The organism is Kribbella sp. NPDC005582 (assembly GCF_040605415.1).
Classification (GTDB): Bacteria; Actinomycetota; Actinomycetes; order Propionibacteriales; family Kribbellaceae; genus Kribbella.
Genome location: NZ_JBEXCU010000006.1, coordinates 105,838 through 123,798, shown reverse-complemented (window position 1 = coordinate 123,798; position 17,961 = coordinate 105,838). Strand labels below are relative to the sequence as shown.

The 17,961-nt window shown below is 68.9% G+C and carries 21 protein-coding genes; 4 read left to right on the top strand and 17 right to left on the bottom strand.

Annotation, left to right across the window (positions count from 1 at the left end):
* Positions 1-22: 22 nt before the first annotated feature.
* From ABZS29_RS29900 to priA, 3 genes are read right to left on the bottom strand one after another with little or no spacing between them, the layout of a single operon-like run.
* A complete protein-coding gene (locus tag ABZS29_RS29900; protein ID WP_355466848.1) occupies positions 23-1,222 on the bottom strand; it encodes a zinc-binding dehydrogenase in 1,200 nt (399 codons plus the stop codon).
* Positions 1,219-3,522 (bottom strand): HAD-IB family hydrolase, encoded by a 2,304-nt coding sequence (locus ABZS29_RS29895; protein WP_355466846.1) that lies wholly within the window; start codon positions 3,520-3,522, stop codon positions 1,219-1,221. Before ABZS29_RS29895 ends, ABZS29_RS29900 begins: the two co-directional genes overlap by 4 nt.
* On the bottom strand, positions 3,519-4,256 hold the full coding sequence (gene priA, locus ABZS29_RS29890; protein ID WP_355466844.1) for a bifunctional 1-(5-phosphoribosyl)-5-((5-phosphoribosylamino)methylideneamino)imidazole-4-carboxamide isomerase/phosphoribosylanthranilate isomerase PriA: 738 nt from the start codon (positions 4,254-4,256) through the stop codon (positions 3,519-3,521). The genes ABZS29_RS29895 and priA overlap by 4 nt, the downstream gene beginning before the upstream one ends.
* Positions 4,257-4,378: 122 nt before the next feature.
* Between priA and ABZS29_RS29885 the strand changes: the two genes are divergently transcribed.
* Entirely contained in the window at positions 4,379-5,485 is a 1,107-nt protein-coding gene (locus tag ABZS29_RS29885; protein WP_355466842.1) for a cytochrome P450, read from the top strand.
* Here the strand turns inward: ABZS29_RS29885 and ABZS29_RS29880 are convergent.
* Positions 5,463-6,143, bottom strand: coding sequence for a slipin family protein (locus ABZS29_RS29880; RefSeq protein ID WP_355466841.1), 681 nt, complete (start codon positions 6,141-6,143; stop codon positions 5,463-5,465). The genes ABZS29_RS29885 and ABZS29_RS29880 overlap by 23 nt on opposite strands.
* 288 nt (positions 6,144-6,431) lie before the next feature.
* Positions 6,432-7,208, bottom strand: a complete 777-nt coding sequence (locus ABZS29_RS29875; RefSeq protein ID WP_355466839.1) for a TSUP family transporter — start codon at positions 7,206-7,208, stop codon at positions 6,432-6,434.
* Between the two features lie 101 nt (positions 7,209-7,309).
* Here ABZS29_RS29875 and ABZS29_RS29870 point away from each other — a divergent pair, with 101 nt between their 5' ends.
* Positions 7,310-8,110 (top strand): hypothetical protein, encoded by an 801-nt coding sequence (locus tag ABZS29_RS29870; protein ID WP_355466837.1) that lies wholly within the window; start codon positions 7,310-7,312, stop codon positions 8,108-8,110.
* A gap of 153 nt (positions 8,111-8,263) precedes the next feature.
* On the opposite strand, the gene ABZS29_RS29865 is transcribed toward ABZS29_RS29870, so the two are convergent.
* The 7 genes from ABZS29_RS29865 to ABZS29_RS29835 all read right to left on the bottom strand — a co-directional run bounded on the left by ABZS29_RS29865 (position 8,264) and on the right by ABZS29_RS29835 (position 14,114).
* Positions 8,264-10,027, bottom strand: coding sequence for a proline--tRNA ligase (locus tag ABZS29_RS29865; protein WP_355466835.1), 1,764 nt, complete (start codon positions 10,025-10,027; stop codon positions 8,264-8,266).
* A gap of 86 nt (positions 10,028-10,113) precedes the next feature.
* A complete protein-coding gene (locus tag ABZS29_RS29860; protein ID WP_355466833.1) occupies positions 10,114-10,485 on the bottom strand; it encodes a DoxX family protein in 372 nt (123 codons plus the stop codon).
* A 10-nt stretch (positions 10,486-10,495) separates the two neighbouring features.
* Entirely contained in the window at positions 10,496-11,320 is an 825-nt protein-coding gene (locus tag ABZS29_RS29855) for a GNAT family N-acetyltransferase (RefSeq protein WP_355466831.1), read from the bottom strand.
* A gap of 60 nt (positions 11,321-11,380) precedes the next feature.
* Positions 11,381-12,634 carry an MFS transporter gene (locus ABZS29_RS29850; protein ID WP_355466829.1) on the bottom strand — a complete coding sequence of 418 codons (1,254 nt, stop codon included), beginning with the start codon at positions 12,632-12,634 and terminating at the stop codon, positions 11,381-11,383.
* A complete protein-coding gene (locus ABZS29_RS29845) occupies positions 12,631-13,266 on the bottom strand; it encodes a VOC family protein (protein WP_355466827.1) in 636 nt (211 codons plus the stop codon). Before ABZS29_RS29845 ends, ABZS29_RS29850 begins: the two co-directional genes overlap by 4 nt.
* Positions 13,263-13,424: a CopG family transcriptional regulator gene (locus tag ABZS29_RS29840; protein ID WP_355466825.1), complete on the bottom strand. Its 162-nt coding sequence runs from the start codon at positions 13,422-13,424 to the stop codon at positions 13,263-13,265. Before ABZS29_RS29840 ends, ABZS29_RS29845 begins: the two co-directional genes overlap by 4 nt.
* A 63-nt stretch (positions 13,425-13,487) precedes the next feature.
* Positions 13,488-14,114, bottom strand: a complete 627-nt coding sequence (locus ABZS29_RS29835) for a CGNR zinc finger domain-containing protein (protein WP_355466823.1) — start codon at positions 14,112-14,114, stop codon at positions 13,488-13,490.
* Positions 14,115-14,167: 53 nt separating this feature from the next.
* Here ABZS29_RS29835 and ABZS29_RS29830 point away from each other — a divergent pair, with 53 nt between their 5' ends.
* Positions 14,168-14,533: a nuclear transport factor 2 family protein gene (locus ABZS29_RS29830; RefSeq protein ID WP_355466821.1), complete on the top strand. Its 366-nt coding sequence runs from the start codon at positions 14,168-14,170 to the stop codon at positions 14,531-14,533.
* Here the strand turns inward: ABZS29_RS29830 and trxA are convergent.
* The 3 genes from trxA to ABZS29_RS29815 are packed head-to-tail and all read right to left on the bottom strand — an operon-like array spanning position 14,530 to position 15,640.
* The gene (trxA, locus tag ABZS29_RS29825; RefSeq protein ID WP_355466819.1) at positions 14,530-14,865 is read right to left on the bottom strand and encodes a thioredoxin; all 336 of its coding nucleotides are present in this window, start codon (positions 14,863-14,865) and stop codon (positions 14,530-14,532) included. The two genes, ABZS29_RS29830 and trxA, sit on opposite strands and share 4 nt — an antisense overlap.
* Positions 14,862-15,230: a MerR family transcriptional regulator gene (locus ABZS29_RS29820; protein ID WP_355466817.1), complete on the bottom strand. Its 369-nt coding sequence runs from the start codon at positions 15,228-15,230 to the stop codon at positions 14,862-14,864. Before ABZS29_RS29820 ends, trxA begins: the two co-directional genes overlap by 4 nt.
* Positions 15,231-15,277: 47 nt before the next feature.
* A complete protein-coding gene (locus ABZS29_RS29815) occupies positions 15,278-15,640 on the bottom strand; it encodes a hypothetical protein (protein WP_355466815.1) in 363 nt (120 codons plus the stop codon).
* 104 nt (positions 15,641-15,744) lie between these two features.
* On the opposite strand from ABZS29_RS29815, the gene ABZS29_RS29810 reads away from it, so the two are divergent.
* Positions 15,745-16,257, top strand: a complete 513-nt coding sequence (locus ABZS29_RS29810; RefSeq protein WP_355466814.1) for an NUDIX domain-containing protein — start codon at positions 15,745-15,747, stop codon at positions 16,255-16,257.
* On the opposite strand, the gene ABZS29_RS29805 is transcribed toward ABZS29_RS29810, so the two are convergent.
* Both ABZS29_RS29805 and ispG read right to left on the bottom strand, forming a co-directional pair.
* On the bottom strand, positions 16,229-16,786 hold the full coding sequence (locus tag ABZS29_RS29805) for a nucleosidase (RefSeq protein WP_355466812.1): 558 nt from the start codon (positions 16,784-16,786) through the stop codon (positions 16,229-16,231). The genes ABZS29_RS29810 and ABZS29_RS29805 overlap by 29 nt on opposite strands.
* A complete protein-coding gene (gene ispG / locus ABZS29_RS29800; RefSeq protein ID WP_355466810.1) occupies positions 16,783-17,934 on the bottom strand; it encodes a flavodoxin-dependent (E)-4-hydroxy-3-methylbut-2-enyl-diphosphate synthase in 1,152 nt (383 codons plus the stop codon). Before ispG ends, ABZS29_RS29805 begins: the two co-directional genes overlap by 4 nt.
* Positions 17,935-17,961 lie beyond the last annotated feature (27 nt).

Below are 17,961 nucleotides of genomic sequence, written 5' to 3'. Positions count from 1 at the left end.
TCCTGCGGAACTGTCACGGCCCTCACGAGGCCCTCACATCGAAAGCAACCTTGACCGTGCCGAGGCGGCCGGCCGAATGCGCGTGGTCGAGTGCCTCACGCCAGCGGTACAGCGGGTACTTCGCGCCGACGACCCCGTCCAGCGGAGCCTTGGCGGCCAGCTCGAGCGCGGTCTCGAACGCCGGGCGGCCGTTCGGTTCCGACGTCGCGGAGGCGTAGGTCCCGGCGACGTCGAGCTCGCGGAACCACACCGGCGACAGGTCGACGCCGGTCGACGGCATGCCCGACAGGACCACTCGGCCACCGGCCTTGGTGACCCGCAGCACGGTGTCGATCGAGTCCTTGCTGCCGACCGCGTCGACGGCGATGTCGACACCGCCGAGCAGGAACTCCTTGGCGCCGAGGTCAGGCTTGAGGCGGAACGCGCCGGTCGACCGGCGGACGCCGCGGAACACCTCGTCGGGTGCGACCACATCGCTCGCGCCGAACGCCCGAGCCAGCTCACGCTGCTTGGGGTGCTTGGCCACGACTGTGATCCGCCCGGCCTGCGTCAGCTCGCGAATCGCGAGTGTGGCGAACAGGCCGACCGCGCCGGCGCCACTGACCAGAACCGACTGTCCAGGCTGGACGTTGGCGCGGAACGCGGCATGCACAGCACCGGCCAGCGGCTCCACGAGCACAGCGCGCTCGTCGGTCAGCCCCTCCGGTACGGCGTACAGCTGGCTGCGGTGAGCGACCATCAGGTTGCCCCAGCCGCCGCCGGTGTCCTGGCAGAAGCCGGTCTGGAGACCGGGCTTGAGGTGGCCGACGGTGATCCGGTCGCACCGGTTGGTGTGGCCCGACGCGCAGCCTTCGCACAGCTCGACCCCGCGGGTCGCGCAGGTCAGGACGCTGTCCATGACCACTCGCGTGCCCTTCGGCAGGTCCTCGCAGTCGTCCAGCAGTTCGCCCACGATCTCGTGCCCGGGCACGAACGGCATCGACACCACGGCCGAGAAGTACATCTTGGTGGAGCCGAACACCATGCCGAGGTCGGAACCGCAGATCCCGGACAGGATCGGGCGGACCCGCGCCCAGCCCTCGCGATCGGCCTTCGGCTCGTTGATCGTGACCAGGCGCAGCGGCGCGGCCGGGCCGGTCAGTACGCCGGGGATCCGGCCACCGACCGCCTTGGCCGCCAGGTACTTGGCCGGCGACCGGTACATCTCGAGTGCGAGCATCATCGAGCGTTCACCCCCGGGAGCTCCAGTCGGGACGAGGTGGACGGTGTCTTCCACTCGACGATCTGCCAGCGCGCGGCCCGGGCAGCCCGGAACAGCGACACGTCCGGCGAGACCGCGACCGGGTTGCCGACCACGGACAGCATCGGCAGGTCCGAGTGGCTGTCGGCGTACGCGAAGGACTTCGACAGGTCGATGTTGCCGACCCGCGCGCGATGCTTGATCCACGCGGCCCGGGACTCACCGACCAGCGGCGGACCGGACAGGTAGCCGGTGCAGCGGCCGCGGTCGTCGACGGCCAGCTCGGCCGCGACGATCTCGTCGAACAGCGGCTCCAACGGCCGGGTCAGCGGCCGCACGGCGCCGGTGATCAGGATCGTCTTGTGACCGGCGGCCTTGTGCTCACGGATCCGCCGGACGGCGGCGCCGCTGAGCCGTTCGAGCACGTGCTCGGCCAGCACCTCGTCGACGATCCGGTTGAGCTCCTCGAGCTCGGCACCGGCGTACCGGCGGTAGATCGTGCGCAGGAAGGTGCCGCGGTCCTTGCGCTCGGCGGCGATCAGCTTCGGCAGCCGGCGCAGCATCTGGCCGATCTCGCCGACCCGCTGCGGGCCGTCCAGCTCGGGCAGCCGCATCCACAGGTAGGTCTCGATCACGTTCGACGAGAGCAGCGTGCCGTCCATGTCGAAGGCCGCGATGATCTCGCCCTCGTCGGACGGCTGCACCTTCTTGAGCGTCCCGGCCGACTCGGCCAGTGCCTTGTTCCGCTTCTTGCGGACCACGTCGAGGCGGCGCATCGACTCGGTGACGCTCGGGCAGTGCACCTCTTGCACGTAGTGCTGCCAGTCGACGACCGAGGTGTCGCAGGCGAACTTCTGCCGGTCGTCACCCTCGAGCGCGTTGTGCAGCGCCAGCACGTTGTCGTCGATGAACTGCAGCTCGGCCTGCGCGTACTCGGCGTACAGGTCCATGTAGCGGCGCAGGAAGTCGATCCGGCGCTTCTGCACGTCCAGCTCGCGGGCGTACTTGCGGGTGCGCTCACCGCGCGGGACGCGGGTGATCACGGCGTCGGCGAGCTTGTGCGCGCGTTCGCCGTACCGGAGCATCGACTCGACCGAGTCGCCGCCGGGGAACTTCCAGACCGGCAACCGGACCGCGCCGCGCTCCCCCAGGTCGAACGGGTGCTTGGAGAAGTACTCGCGGATGCCGGTGTAGAGCTGCTCGAAGGTCAGCGGGTTCCGGGCGCCGGAGCCGACGTGGTAGTACTCCGGCTTGTTCAGCTCGGGCTCGGTCGCCATCACCGCGCAGATCGCGCCGACCACGTGGTCGACCGCGACGATCTCGATCACCGAGTCCGGGCTGGCCGGGAACTCCGGCAGCTCGCCGCGGCCGTAGGCCAGGATCAGCGGCTCGGCCATCTTGAAGCCCTCGATCCAGCCCGGGTGCGGGCTCTCGACCGCGGACTCGATGATGGCCGGGCGGACGATCGAGGTCGGGAACTTCGCCGAGAACTCCTCGACCACACGCTCGCCGAGCGCCTTGGTGAACGTGTAGCAGTCGGTCCAGCCGAGGCTGCGGGCCCGCTCGGTGCCGGTCTCGACGAGCCGCTTCGCGACCCATTCGGTACGGCGGCGCTCGGTGTCGGCCGCGGCGGTCAGGTGACCGGCCCGGCGGTGCAGCTTCTCGGCCTCCTTGCGGAACTTGGCCAGCATCGGCGCGGACCGGGACTGCTCCTCGATCCGCGGCTTCATCGCCATTCCGGCCTCGGCCTCGGTCCGCCAGTCGACGGTGTGGTCGACCGGCGCCTCCGGGATCGCGCCGCGGCGGCGGCCGGCCGTGTAGGCGGTGGAGATGTGCACGTAGTGGATCCGGCGGTCGGTGCCCTGCCGGCTCTCGTCGATCCGCTCCAGCAGGCTCTTGGTGCCGAGCACGTTGGTCGTGAACGCCTCGTGGATCGGCGGGTCGAAGCTGACGTCACCGGCACAGTGCACGACGATGTCGAGATCGGTCGGCAGCGGCGGTACGTCGGACAGGTCGCCCTCGACCACCTCGATCCGGGCCGCGGTCAGCGCCTCGGCGTCGGCGTACGGGGTGCCCTCGCCGTAGAACGGCTTGAAGATGTCCTTCTTGAGCAGTTGGGCCATCCGGTTCGCACCGGTCAGCGAGCCTTTCGGCCGGATGATCGCCACCACGGTCGTCCCGGGCAGATCACCGATCATCCGGTGCAGCAGAGCCTCACCGACGAACCCGGTGATCCCGGTGACGAGGACCTTCTTGTCCTTCAGTTGGTCGGCCAGACTCACTTGTCGCCTCCACGCGTGAGCTCGAGTGCCTCGGTCAGGGTGAACGCGCCGGCGTACAGGGCCTTGCCCACGATGACGCCCTCGACGCCGTCGGCGACCAGCGTGCTCAATGCTTTGAGGTCATCGAGGCTGGAGACGCCGCCGGAGGCGATGATCGGCTTGTCCGTGCGCGCGCACAGATCGCGGTACAGGTCCAGGTTGGGCCCCTGGAGCATGCCGTCCTTCGTCACGTCGGTGACCACGTAGCGCTCACAGCCGGCCGTCTCCAGCCGCTCGAGCACCTCGTACAGGTCACCGCCTTCCTTCGTCCAGCCGCGCGCGGCCAGCGTCCGGCCGCGCACGTCCAGGCCGATCGCCACGCGGTCGCCGTACTGCTGAATGATGCGGTCGCACCACTCCGGGTCCTCGAGCGCGGCAGTGCCGATGTTGACCCGGCGAGCGCCGGTCGCCAGCGCGGCCGCCAGGGAGTCGTCGTCGCGGATCCCGCCCGACAACTCGACCTGCACGTCCAGCTTCCCGGTCACCTCGGCGAGCAGCTCACGGTTGCTCCCGCGCCCGAACGCGGCGTCCAGGTCGACCAGATGGATCCACTCCGCCCCGGCCTCCTGCCACGCCAGCGCAGCAGCCAACGGCTCCCCGTACGACGTCTCGCTTCCGGCCTCACCCTGCACCAGCCGAACCGCCTGCCCGTCCGCCACATCGACGGCAGGCAGCAGCACCAGGTTTCCAGACATGGGGCACACCCTAGATGGCTGGATGGACCGTTTCGTAACCCAGTGCCCTCCTGAATCACTGTGATTCGAAGTGTCTCAGCAATACCAGTAGGTCAAGTGGTCTACTCGATTACGCTGATCGGATGGTGACCTTGGCGGAGCTCGACCGCGACCCGCATCCGGCGCTGGCCGCGATCCGCCCGATCGGCTGGGTTGACGCGCTCGGCGGATGGGTGGTCACCGGTCGAGCGCTCGCGATCACCGTGCTGCGCGATCCCGGGACGTTCACCGTCGACGACCCGCGCTTCTCCACCGCCCAGGTCGTCGGCCCCTCCATGCTCTCCCTCGACGGCCCCGCCCACGCCGCGCACCGCACGCCCTTCGAGTCTCCCTTCGGCCTCGCCGAAACCCGCCGCCGCTTCCAGCAGCCGGTCGAGAGCACGGTGGCCGATCTGATCGCGACTTCAGGAAGTCCAGCCGATCTCCGGACAAGTCTGGCCGGACCGCTGTCGGTGGCGGTCGTCGCGTACGCACTCGGCCTCCCCCAGGCGGCGGCCGCGACGGTGCTCGACTGGTACACGGCGATCTCCGACTCCGTCACCGGGGTCGCCGCCGGGCGATCGGTGACCGCCGAGGGGGCGGCCGCCTTCGCCGAACTGCACAAACATGTTGCCTCAGGCATCGACTCCGACGGGTTGCTCGGCGCGGCGGCGCAGCAGCTGAGCGTCGACGAGGTGGTCGCGAACGCGGCCGTCCTGATGTTCGGCGGCATCGAGACCACCGAGGGCATGATCACGAACGCCCTCTGGCACCTCCTCACGCACCCGGAGCAGCTCGCGCTCGTCCGCACGGATCCAAGCCTGCTCCCGAACGCACTGGAGGAGTCTCTCCGCCTCGAACCAGCCGCCGCGGTCGTCGACCGCTATGCGACCCGCGACATCGAGATCGCCGGCGCGCACATCCGCCGCGGCGACCTCGTCGTGGTGTCACTCGCCGGAGCAGGTCGTGACCCCGAGGTCTTCCCGGACCCCGACACCTTCGACGTACGGCGCTCCAACGCGCGCCGCCATCTTGCGTTCGCGAGCGGCCCGCACATCTGCCTGGGCATGCACCTCACCCGGCTCGAGACCCAGAGCGCCGTCGCCGCCGTACTGGCGTTGCCGGGCTTGCGCCTCGAACCCGATTCGCCGGCACCTCGCGGACTCGTGTTCCGCAAGGTGCCGGCACTCAACGTGACCTGGGAGGCGTGAACCCCTCAGGCGTCAGTACGACGGTCGCGCCGGCATCACCAGCCGCCTGAATCATCCTGAGCGCAGCAAGCGCCGGGTGCTCGTCGAGGAGCTTGGCGGAGTTGGCCAGCGACCGCAGCGCCGCCGCCTCGCCGCGAGCACGCTCGAGCGCCGCCCGACCGCGCTGACGCTCAAGTGCGGTCTCGGCGAGTGCTGCGCGCAGCTCACCGATCAGCGCGAGGTCGCGGATCGAGGCGTCCTCGACGGTGATGCCGAGCCCTGCGATCTCGGCGCGCACCGGCTCCGGCAGTTCAGCGCTGATCGCGGACCGAATCTCGGGCCGCAGCAGCTCCTCGAGCTCGCGCCGACCAACAGCCTCGCGAACCGCGAGCTGCAGTGCGACGTGCAGCAGCTCGAGCGGCTGTTCGGCGTACTCGACGAACGCGCGCGGATCGCTGACCTGCCAGCGCACAACAGCCGTCACCCGAACCGTCACACCGTCGGCAGTGAAGATCTCCTGTCCGGACACCGCGAGCTGGCGCACGCGCACATCAACGCTCTCCCGGCGTACCCGCCAGACCTTGCGGAGCGAGTGCCGCCCCGGCTCGAGCATCGTCTCGAACACCCCATCGCGGTACACGAGCACCCGCTCGTGCGCCTGCACCACAACCTTCGCCACTACGACCCTCCCCGATTCCCGTGCCCCCTGAAAGAGATCCGCCCCGGCACCCACTCGGCGCGACGGCGGAGGTACCGGCACTGTCCTAGCTGCCGGGCCTGCTGGCCGCGCTCCGGGAGAACTTGGGTGCCGGGGCGAATCCTGGTGAGAGCTTGTCCGTTGCAAGCAGAGTGCACCTCATCAGGACGACGCGCAGAACGGCTGCCGGTACACCGGCTCCCGCTGCAGACCTGACCGTGCTGCGCCATCAGTGTGGCGGCGCACAGTGGCCGCTGGCAACCGTATTGGTCAGCCGAGGAAGACGTCGTAGCCGAGGCGGAGGATGAGGCCGGAGACGACCACCAGGAAGACGACGCGGACGAACTTGCTGCCGCGCGCGACGGCGGTGCGGGCGCCGAGCAGGCCGCCGACCATGTTGGCCGCGCCCATGATCAGGCCGAGCCGCCAGAGCGGGGCGCCGTGCAGGGCGAAGATGCCGATGGCGCCGAGGTTCGTGGCGACGTTCGCGATCTTGGCCTTGGCGCTGGCCTGCAGGAAGTTGTAGCCGAGCAGGCCGACCAGCGCGAAGATCAGGAACGAACCCGTACCCGGTCCGACCGCGCCGTCGTAGAAGCCGATCACGACGCCGACGCCACAGGCTGCGAGATAGTGCTCTCGGCCGTCGAAGCGCAGCGCGGTCCGCGCTCCTAGGGACGGCTTGAGCGCGGTGTAGATCGCGACCCCGATCAGGAGCACCAGCACGATGGGCTTGAACCACGACATCGGGATCTGCGTCGCCACCAAGGCGCCGGCCGCCGACCCGAGTCCGGCCAGGATCGCGAGCGGGATCACGGTCCGCTTGTCCGGCCGCACCTTGACGCCGAACGTGACGGCGCTGGTCGTCGTACCGAACAGTGAGGAGATCTTGTTGGTGGACAGGATCTGCGCCGGTGAAGCGTTAGGCAGCCCGAGCAGCATCGCCGGTAGTTGCAGCAATCCCCCGCCGCCGACCACCGCATCGATCCAGCCGGCCGAAAAAGCAGCGAGGACGAGAAAGATCAGGGTCCAGGTGGAGATATCAGGCACACACCCAATGATCTAGTAAGCCCATTGTTCGAAACAACCTTTACGTGACCCATCCCATCCGGAGGGCAGACAATCACCACCGCCGGTGCGACAGTCAGAGGATGGCGTCCTCGATTCTCCCGCCGGAAGGCGAAGCCCTGGCGACCGGCTGGGAGCCCGGCCTCGATCCGGCCGACTCGATCGTGCGCCAGGCCGTCCTCGCCCGCGCTTCGTGGGCCGTCGACGCGCCCCGGCGGGCCGGCAAGCCGTGGTACGACGGCGCCACCTGGGCCGGAGGGATTCTCGGCGACCGCGGACCGCTGACCAACTGGGTCGTCCCGAAGCAGCCCGTCGATCCGGCGTCGGTGATCGCGGAAGCGGCGCGCGAACTGCCGGCCGGCGTTCCGTACCTCTTCGTCAGCGCCTGGCCGACCGGTGACCTCCGCCCGCACGGCCTCGCCCTGGCCGGCCACCCGCCGCTCATGGTCCGCTTCCCCGGCACCGCCACGACCCCGCCGACCACCGGCCTCGAGATCCGCCAGGTCACCGACGCCGCCGGCCTCGCCGACGCCGAGCGCGTCCTCGTCGCGGGCTACCCGTTCCCGGAACTCCAGCCCTTCGAACCACACTGCCTGTACGACACTTCCTTCCTCGAAGGGTCCACCGTCTGGGTCGGCTACGACGGCGACATCCCCCTGGCCACCTCGACCGCTCATAACGCCGCCGGCCTGACCGTCGTCGAGAACGTAGCCGTCATGCCCGCCGCCCGTGGCCGCGGCGCCGGCGCCGCCCTCACCTGGACAGCCACCACCCACCACCCCGACCACCCAGCCGCCGTCATAGCCTCCGACAACGGTCAGCCCGTCTATGCCCGCCTCAACTACCACCGCCTCGAACGCTGGACGGTCTGGGTCCGCCCCTGACCTCGGCCCAGCTGCGGCCTTCGTCTTCCCTGCCAATGCCCGCTGCGCTCAGCAGTTACTCAAGATCTCTTGTACAACATTCATTGCACGCTGTGGCTCAGAGACGGCGCTGCCCGGCCGTCCTGGGGACGACCGGGCAGTGGGTGGTGCGGGTCAGGCGCGGACGGTGGTGACCAGGTGGTCGACGATGTCGGCGACGGGGACGTCGGCCCGGGTGTTCGAGCGGCGGTCCTTGACCTCGATGGTGCCGTCGACCAGGCCCTTGCCGACGACGGCGATGGTCGGGACGCCGATCAGCTCGGCGTCCTTGAACTTGACGCCGGGGCTGACCTTCTCGCGGTCGTCGTAGAGCACCGTGAGGCCGCGGGACTCCAGCTCGGCGGCGATCTCGGCGGCCTTCGCGAACAGCTCCGGGTCCTTGCCGGTGGCAACGAGATGCACGTCGGCCGGCGCGATCTCGCGCGGCCAGACCAGGCCGAGCTCGTCGTGGTTGCCCTCGGCGATCGCGGCCACCGCGCGGGTGACACCGACGCCGTACGAGCCCATGGTGACGGTGACGAGCTTGCCGTTCTGGTCGAGCACCTTCAGGTCGAGGGCGTCGGCGTACTTCCGGCCGAGCTGGAAGATGTGCCCCATCTCGATGCCGCGCGCCGACTCCAACGGACCGGAACCGTCCGGCGCCTCGTCACCGTCACGGACCTCGGCGGCCTGGATCGTGCCGTCGGCGGTGAAGTCGCGGCCGTGCACCAGGTTGATCACGTGGAAGCCGGTCTTGTCCGCACCGGTCACCCACGCCGAGCCCTCGCCGACCCGCGGGTCCAGGAGGTAGCGGATCTTCGAGGTGTTCTCCGCACCGAGCACGCCCGGGCCGATGTAGCCCTTGGCCAGTGACGGGTACTTCTCGAAGTCGGACTCCTCGAACGCGACCACCTCGGCCGGCTCGACCTGCGCGCCCAGCCGCTTCTCGTCGATCGCCCGGTCCCCCGGTACGCCGATCGCCAGCGGCTCGCGGGTGCCGTCCGGGTTCACCAGCATCACGATCACGTTCTTCAGCGTGTCCGCGGCGGTCCAGTCGCGACCGTCAGTGCGCGGGTGCTTCGCGTTCAGCGCGTCGACCAGGGTGTCGATGGTCGGGGTGTCGGGGGTGTCGACGACCTCGGCCGCCGGGACGCCGGAGGCGTCGACCGGCGCGGCCTGCGGGACCTCCACGGCCTCGACATTGGCGGCGTACCCACCGGCGGAGCGGACGAAGGTGTCCTCGCCGTTCTCCGCGATCGCCAGGAACTCCTCCGAACGCGAACCGCCCATCGCTCCGGACATCGCCTTGACGATCACGTAGTCGAAGCCGAGCCGGTCGAAGATCTTGATGTACGCCGCCCGGTGCGCGTCGTACGACTTGGCCAGGCCATCGTCGTCGATGTCGAACGAGTACGAGTCCTTCATCACGAACTCACGCCCGCGCAGCACGCCGGCCCGCGGCCGGGCCTCGTCGCGGTACTTGTTCTGGATCTGGTAGATCGACAGCGGCAGATCCTTGTACGACGAGTAGAGATCCTTCACCACCAGGGTGAACATCTCCTCATGGGTCGGACCGAGCAGCATGTCCGCGCCCTTGCGGTCCTTGAGCCGGAACAGGTTCGGCCCGTACTCCGTCCAGCGGCCGGTCGCCTCATACGGCTCGCGCGGCAGGATCGCCGGGAAGACCAGCTCCTGGGCGCCGATCGCGTCCATCTCCTCGCGGACGATCCGCTCGACCTTGCGCAGCACCCGCAGACCGAGCGGCAGCCAGGTGTAGACACCGGGCGCCGTACGGCGGATGTAGCCGGCGCGGACGAGCAGCTTGTGGCTCGGGACCTCCGCGTCCGCCGGATCCTCGCGAAGGGTGCGGAGGAACAACGACGACATACGCAGAATCACGGGAACTCCAAAGGGGGTGAACAACGGACGCCTAAGAGGATATCCGTCCCGCCGACCTGCTCCGACCAGTTATCCCCAGGCCACGGTCAGCGCGTTTCGCGCGAAGCCTTCAGCGCCCATCTGATCAGCGGTAACTGCAGCGGCAGCCTCGCCCACGCCATCGCCTTGGCCTGCGACGATCCCTTGCGCTGGACGTCCGCCGCCATCTGCACATTCGCCGGGAAAACGGCCACCAGCAGCCCGGCACTCGCCAGCCCGGCCAGCCTCCGCGTGCGTGGATGCAGCAGGCCGGCGGCGCAGGCCAGCTCGGCGGCGCCCGAGGCGTAAACGAGTTCCTTCTTCCGCGGCAGCCTCTTCGGCACGATCTTCTCGAACGGTTCGGGCTTCACGAAATGCAGCGTCCCGAGAACGCCGAACAGCACCGACAAGCCGATCGTGGTCTTACTGCGAGACGCCATGGCCGCCACCCTAGAACAGGATCGTCGCGAACGTCTCGACGGTCCGGAAGCCCACTCGCTCGTACGCCCGCTTGGCCGGAGTGTTGAAGGAGTTGACGTAGAGCGTCACCACCGGCGCGATCTGCCGCGCGAGCTCGACCACGGCCGCCATCCCCGGCGCCGCGATCCCCCGCCCGCGGTATTCGGGATCCACCCAGACGCCCTGGATCTGGCAGACGCCAGTGCCCACCGACCCGACCTCGGCCTTGAACACGACCCGGCCGTCCTCGATCCGCGCGAACGCGCGCCCGGCCCGGATCAGCTCGGCCACGCGCGACCGGTAGAACGTGCCGTCGGGGCCGGTCTGCGGCGGTACGCCGACCTCTTCGGTATACATCGCGACACAGGCCGGGTAGAGGATCGGCAACTCGACCGGCTCGACCGCCCGGACCAGTGGATCCGGTTCGATCACCGGGGAGTCGTCGATCACCATGAACGGCTGGTCCCCGCGCACCTCGCGCGCCGGACCCCAGTGCGGTGCGAGCGCGGACCACAACTGGTCGACCGCGCGCGCCGGTCCGAGAATCTGGAAGCAGTTGCGGCCCCGACGCAGCGCGTACGCCGCGAACGCGCGCAACGCGGCGTCGTCCGCACCGACCGGAACCATGTTCCCGCCGGCATGGCACAGCGCCTCGAGCGCACCCTTGTCGACGTACCCCCAGACCTCGGCACCGCGCCGCGGATCGAGTCCGGACGCCTGCACCAGACTGTCGACGAACACGTTGACGACCGGGTCACGGGCGATCACCGCGCGCGCCGCCGCGAGGTCACGAGGACCGAGAACCCGTACGCCCACGCGCAGAACCTAGCGGATGGACTGCGGTATAGCACTCAACGGGGCGCTGATGTCGGCGGTTCAGGTGGCAGCAGCGTCGTGCGCGGCGGCGATCCGGCGCAGCGGTGAGGTCCACGCCACAATCACCCCGACGAAGCCGGCCAGGCCGACCAGCACCATGCCGGCCCTGATGCCCAGCTGATTGCCGAGGAGACCGCCCACCATCGAACCGATCGTCCAGCCGACTCCCCAGGACAGCATCCGGCCGGCCGTGTTCACTCGCCCGAGCAAATGCTCCGGTGTGACCTGCTGCCGGTAGGACACCGCGTTCACGATCACCAACATGTACGCCGAACCCCAGACCAGCAAGGCGAACGCGGCCACGACCCAGTTCGTCGCCAGTGGCGTCAGCACTCCGACCACTGCGGACGCCGGCAGCGCGTACAGCGTGATCGCCGCCGGAGCACGTCGCTTCAGCAGTCGCGGCAGTGCGAGCGCGGCGATCAGTCCGCCGATTCCCCAGGTCCCCCACACCAGTCCGAAGCGGAGACCCGACGTACCGACGTGCAGGACGCGGTCGCACCACACAACCATCAGGGCCATGAAGCCGCCGCCGGCAAAGGACTGCAGGCTGCCGACGATGGTCATCGTCCGGACTCCTGGATGGTGCACCAGATAGCTGACGCCTTCTGCGATGTCGCCCAGCACCACGCGCGGCCGGAGCGGCTGCTGTCCGGCCCGCGGCTCCGACATGGCGCGGATGATCCCGCGGACAGCCAGTGCGGACGCCACGAAGCTCAGAGCGTCCAGTGCAAGCAGCCCGGCCGGGTTGAGCACCGCCAGCGCCAGTCCGGCCAGCGGTGGCACCAACAGCTCGATCAGACTCGACGCAGACCAGACCACGGAGTTCGCCTGCGCCACTCTGGCCCGGCCGACGAGCACTGGCAGCGCCCCGAAGTTGGCACCGTCGAAGAACGTATTTACCGCCTGTACGACGAACGCCACCACCAGCACCTGCACAATCGTCAACATCCCGAGCAGCTGCGCCACCGGCACCGACCCGATCAGTACGGCGTTGACCAGGTCGGCCGACACCATCACACGCCGCCGGTTCCACCGGTCGGCCAGCGCCCCGGCGAACAGTCCGGTCAGCAGGTACGGCGCCGCCTCGAGCGCAGTCACCGCCGCCGTCAGCACGGTCGATCCACTCAGCCGATAGACCAGCACCGGCAGCGCGATCGCCGTCGCCATCGACCCGGTCGTCGACAACGCCCGGGCGGCGAAGTACCGCCGGAAGTCCGGGTCGTCCCGCAGCCGCGGCGGCGCGGTGATCATCCGTGCACCACGACGGGCTCACCGTCGGGATCGGTGATCTCGAGAGTGTCGCCGACCCGGGTCACCTGATAGCCGGCCCCAGCCAGCCGACGGCGTACGTCGTCGAGGTCCTCACTGGTCGTGAGGTCCAGCCGGATACCGCTCCCGAACCGGGCTAGCGAGTCCAGACCGACAACAGCCAGAAACCCACGCCACGCGGTCTCCTCACCAGCGTCCAGCTGCGGAGTGACCGACCAGCGCTCGTCAGGACGCGTCTCGTTCAGCTTGTAGCCGTACAGGTCGTCGCTGCGCTCGTCGATCCAGATATGCGCACCGTCAGGACCAGACACCTTCAGCACCCGGCCGTAGGCCTCGTCCCAGATCGCACCGTCGGGATAGCCCGCCTGCTCGAAGCGGTCCTTCAGCTCGTCCACGTCCTCAGCCTCGAACGACAGACTCGTCTGCCCAGGCTTGCCCCCGCTCGAACTCGTCGCCGCACTGTGCAACGCGACCATCCCGTCCCCGGCCAGCATGTCCACCCAGCCGCCCTGCTCGGACTCGATCCGCGCCTGCAGTCCCAGCGTCTCCAGAAACGCCCGCATCTCCGCCACCCGATCCGTGAACCGCAACGGCCGAATCACCACGTCACTCATCCGCGTGCCTCCCCATGCTTCCCGAGATACTCCGTCAAAGCCAGCTCCACCAGCGCCGACAAACTCACGCCCTCGTCGATCGCCTTGTGCTTCACCCGCCGGACCAGCCCGGTCGGCAGATACACGTTGAACTGCACCTTCTTGTCGTCGTCACCCATGGCTATATTGCTAGCATCCTAGAGAGCTACCAGTCAACAGCGGACGACGCACCACATCGGGTGTCAGTCGGAGTGGCGGGTGCGGTAGTTGCCTACCTTGTGGCGATTGCCGCACCGCTGCATCGAGCACCAGCGGCGGTTGCCGGGGCGTGAGGTGTCGTAGAACATCAGGGCGCAGTTGCTGCCCTGGCACATGCGCACTCTGGAGACGCGATCGCTGCCGATGATCTCGACCAGGTCCTGGGCGGCTGCGCCCAGGACCTGGCGCATCGTGATCGGGGTCCGCCAGCGGAGGGCGCCGTGCTCGTCCAGCTCGGGGCGGAGCGTCTCCCCCACCGTTGCGTTGAGGTAGTCGCGGTCGGCCGGCGTCAGTTGGCGCACGGGAATGCCCGGGACCTCCTTCGCGTCGGGGATCAACCCCGGTACGACGTGCCACAGCATCGTGCGGAATTCCTTCAGGCGGGTCAGGTCCGCCTTCGTGATCCGCACATCCTCGGCGGCGAACGGCAGGTCCGCGGCCAGGTACGACTGCGCCAGCCAGGTCGCGGTCTCTTCCGGCGTGTGCAGTTGCTCGTAGCGATCCCAGGGCGGCGGGCCGCCGCTGAGGATCAGCTCCAGCGCGAAGCTGCCCGGATCGAACGTGTGGCTCACGCCGTCCGACCCGGTCAGACGTCTTGCCCCTGGCTTCATGTAACCACTATATTCGGTGTTCGACACCGGTATGACCAGTTACAGGAGTTCTGATGTCTGTCACCGACACCTTGCTCGACCTGGAAGACCAGCTGTGGCGCGCGAACCGGGAAGGCGACGGCTCCTTCTACGCTCACTGGCTCCGCGACGACGCCCTCGCTGTCAGCAAGTACGGGATCCTCGACAAGGCGACCGCGGTCCCCGGCATCCAGGCGAACCACAACCCGTACCTGAAGACACCGCGCACCGACGAGAAGGTGATCGTGGTCGACGACCACACCGCGATCGTCACCTACCGCGTCGAGGTGACCGTGCTACTGGACGGCCAGGAGGCGCAGTTCCCGTCGTACGCGAGCACGGTGTGGAACAACGGTTCCGGCGAGTGGCGCGTCGTCTTCCACCAGCAGACCGCGCTCTAGACGGCGGCGAGCAGGGCGTCGTCGAGCTCCTTGAGGAGCCGGGACTTCGGGCGGGCGCCGACGACGGCCCAGATCGGCTCGCCGTGGTGGAACAGCATCAGGGTGGGCATCGCCATCACCTTGTAGTTGGCGCTGATCACCGGGTTCTCGTCGGCGTTCAGTTTGACGACCGTCAGCTGATCGTTGCGCTCGGCACCGATCTGGGCCAGGATCGGCGCGAGCTGGTGGCAGGGGCCGCACCACTGCGCCCAGAAGTCCACCAGCACCGGCTTGTCGGCCTTCAGTACCAGCTCGTCGAAGGTGCTCTCGTCAACCACTTGCAGATCAGTCATCGTTGCTTCGTCCTCCAGCTCTCGGCATCGGCAAGGAGGTCGGTCAGCCGCGACCGCAGATCGGTGAGCTCGGCGATCCGCCGCTCCACCTCGGCGATCCGGATCCGGTACGCCGTCAGCGACGCCGGGCACACGTCGGCCCGGTCGTTGCCGGCGCGCAGGCACTCGATGAACGGGTACGTCTGCTCCGCGGTCAGCCCGAGGCTCAGCAACGCCTTCACCTCCTGCACGATCACCACGTCCTCGGCGTCGTACGCGCGGTAGCCGTTGGCCTCGCGCCGCGGCTTCAGCAGCCCCTGCGACTCGTAGTACCGCACTGCCTTCACCGTCACACCGGCCGCTGCCGCCAGATCCCCGATCCGCATCCCGCCTCCTTGTGACCCCACGCTAAACCTTGCCCCTGGGGTCAAGGTCAAGCCTCGTCGTCATCCAAGCCGCAGCGCCGGCACGGCAGCCGGCCGTCGGTGTACTCGTGGGCTCCTGGGCGTTGCTCGGTCGAACCGCAGGTCGTGCACCTCACAACCTGAACGCAGCGCTTCCGGCCGGAGTACTGCCCGCGCGTCTCCTCCGCCGACACCGCCCGGAAGTCGTGCGCGTAGTCCGCCTTCTTCGCGCCACACTCCCCGCAGGTCAACACGGCCGCGCACCCGCCCCGCCCGTCCGCCACACTGCCCCACTCGTGGAACGCCTCAGCCTCCATCTCGAGCCCGCAGCGTTCACACCGCCGTACCTGCTCACACGGCTCACCCGCGGCGCGCATGCTCCACGCCGCCATCCGATGAAAGCCCAACCGACACAACAATGGACGGGTTGCCTGCGTTTCGGACATCAGGCATTCTCCGTCGCACCTCGTCACCCCGTCCACCCAGAGGAGAACCCTTGAGCGCACACCTCGGCACGTTCAGCGCACCAGGTCTCCCAGCGGACGGTCGCACGGTGGAGCGGACCGCCGTGCGGGGCGTGCTGTCCGACGGACCGCGGTTACTGCTGCTGAGATCGCGGCACGGCGACTTCAAGTTCCCTGGCGGCGGGGTCGAGCACGGCGAGTCCTTCGCGGCAGCACTGGTGCGCGAGTTCCGCGAGGAGTGCGGGTACGGCGATGTGCTGGTCGGCGCCGAACTCGGAACGACTCGCGAGGAGCAGCCGGCCGCGGAGCCGGAGTACGACGTGTTCGGCATGACGTCGTACTACTTCGCCTGCTCGGGCGGGACAGCCCTGGGCGCACAGCAGTTGGAGGCGTATGAGGCTGAGCTGGAACTGGTGCCGCAGTGGGTGACTGCAGCTCAGGCGTTGGCCGCCAACCAAGCTGTGCTTGCCAGTGGTGTCGGCGTGATGCGGTGGCTGGTGCGGGAGACCGCTGTGCTCAGGTGGCTTGCTTCAGGTAGTGGCTGAGCCACTCGCCGAGAGCTTTGGCACTGTGGTCGACGAGGGTGGGCCAGTCGTAGGCGTCGCCGTCGGCGGAGTCGGAGACGTGCTTGACGACCTTCACCGGTACGCCGAACTCGCGGCAGGCGTAGACGACGCCGTACGCCTCCATGTCGACCAGGTGCGCGCGCTCCGCGAGCCGATCCCGTACGGCGGGGTCGGCCACGAACACGTCGCCGGAAGCCAGCACCGTCCCGTCACCGCCGTCGACCGGCAACTCCTCCTGCGGATCCAGCCCGAGCGCCCGAATCGCATCAGCGTTCAGGTCGTGGTTGACCACCGCACTCGGCAGATAGATGCCGGACAAACCGTCCCGCAGCGCCCCCGTCGTACCGACGTTCAGCACGACCAGATCCGACGTGTCCCGCGCAGCCAACGCCCGGCTCACCGCCACCGCCGCCTGCGTCTTGCCGACCCCCACAATCAGCACCGGCAACTCCTCCGGCACATACCGAGCCTCACCAGCCACCGCACTGACAACCAGGTAGTCGGTCATCCCACCGTGACCGTGGGTTCGCCGGAGGCGGTGGTTTCGCCCATTTCTTCGGCGATGCGCATCGCTTCTTCGATCAGGGTCTCGACGATCTGGGACTCGGGGACGGTCTTGATGACCTCGCCCTTGACGAAGATCTGGCCCTTGCCGTTGCCGGAGGCGACGCCGAGGTCGGCTTCGCGGGCTTCGCCGGGGCCGTTGACGACGCAGCCCATGACGGCGACGCGGAGCGGGACCTCCATGCCTTCGAGGCCGGCGGTGACCTGCTCGGCGAGGGTGTAGACGTCGACCTGGGCGCGGCCGCAGGAGGGGCAGGAGACGATCTCGAGTTTGCGCTCGCGCAGGTTCAGGGACTGCAGGATCTGCAGGCCGACCTTGACCTCCTCGACCGGCGGGGCCGACAGCGAGACGCGGATGGTGTCGCCGATGCCCTTGGAGAGCAGGGCGCCGAAGGCGGTGGCGGACTTGATCGTGCCCTGGAACGCCGGGCCGGCCTCGGTGACGCCGAGGTGCAGGGGCCAGTCGCCGCGCTCGGAGAGCAGCTCGTAGGCGCGGACCATGATGACCGGGTCGTTGTGCTTGACGGAGATCTTGAAGTCGTGGAAGTCGTGCTCCTCGAACAGCGACGCCTCCCAGACCGCGGACTCGACCAGCGCCTCGGGGGTCGCCTTGCCGTACTTCTTCAGCAGCCGCGGGTCGAGCGAGCCGGCGTTGACGCCGATCCGGATCGACGTGCCGTGGTCCTTGGCGGCGGCCGCGATCTCCTTGACCTGGTCGTCGAACTTGCGGATGTTGCCCGGGTTGACCCGGACCGCCGCGCAGCCGGCCTCGATCGCGGCGAAGACGTACTTCGGCTGGAAGTGGATGTCGGCGATCACCGGGATCTGCGAGTGCCGCGCGATCTCCGGCAGCGCGTCGGCGTCGTCCTGGGACGGGCACGCGACCCGGACGATGTCACAGCCGGCCGCGGTCAGCTCCGCGATCTGCTGCAGCGTCGTGTTCACGTCCGAGGTCAGGGTGGTCGTCATCGACTGCACCGAGATCGGCGCGTCGCCACCGACCAGCACCTTGCCCACCTTGATCTGGCGGGTCTTGCGGCGCGGGGCCAGGACGGGCGGCGGCAGTGCGGGCATGCCGAGGGAGATGCTCATGGTTCCTTTACTCGATCAGTGGGAGGG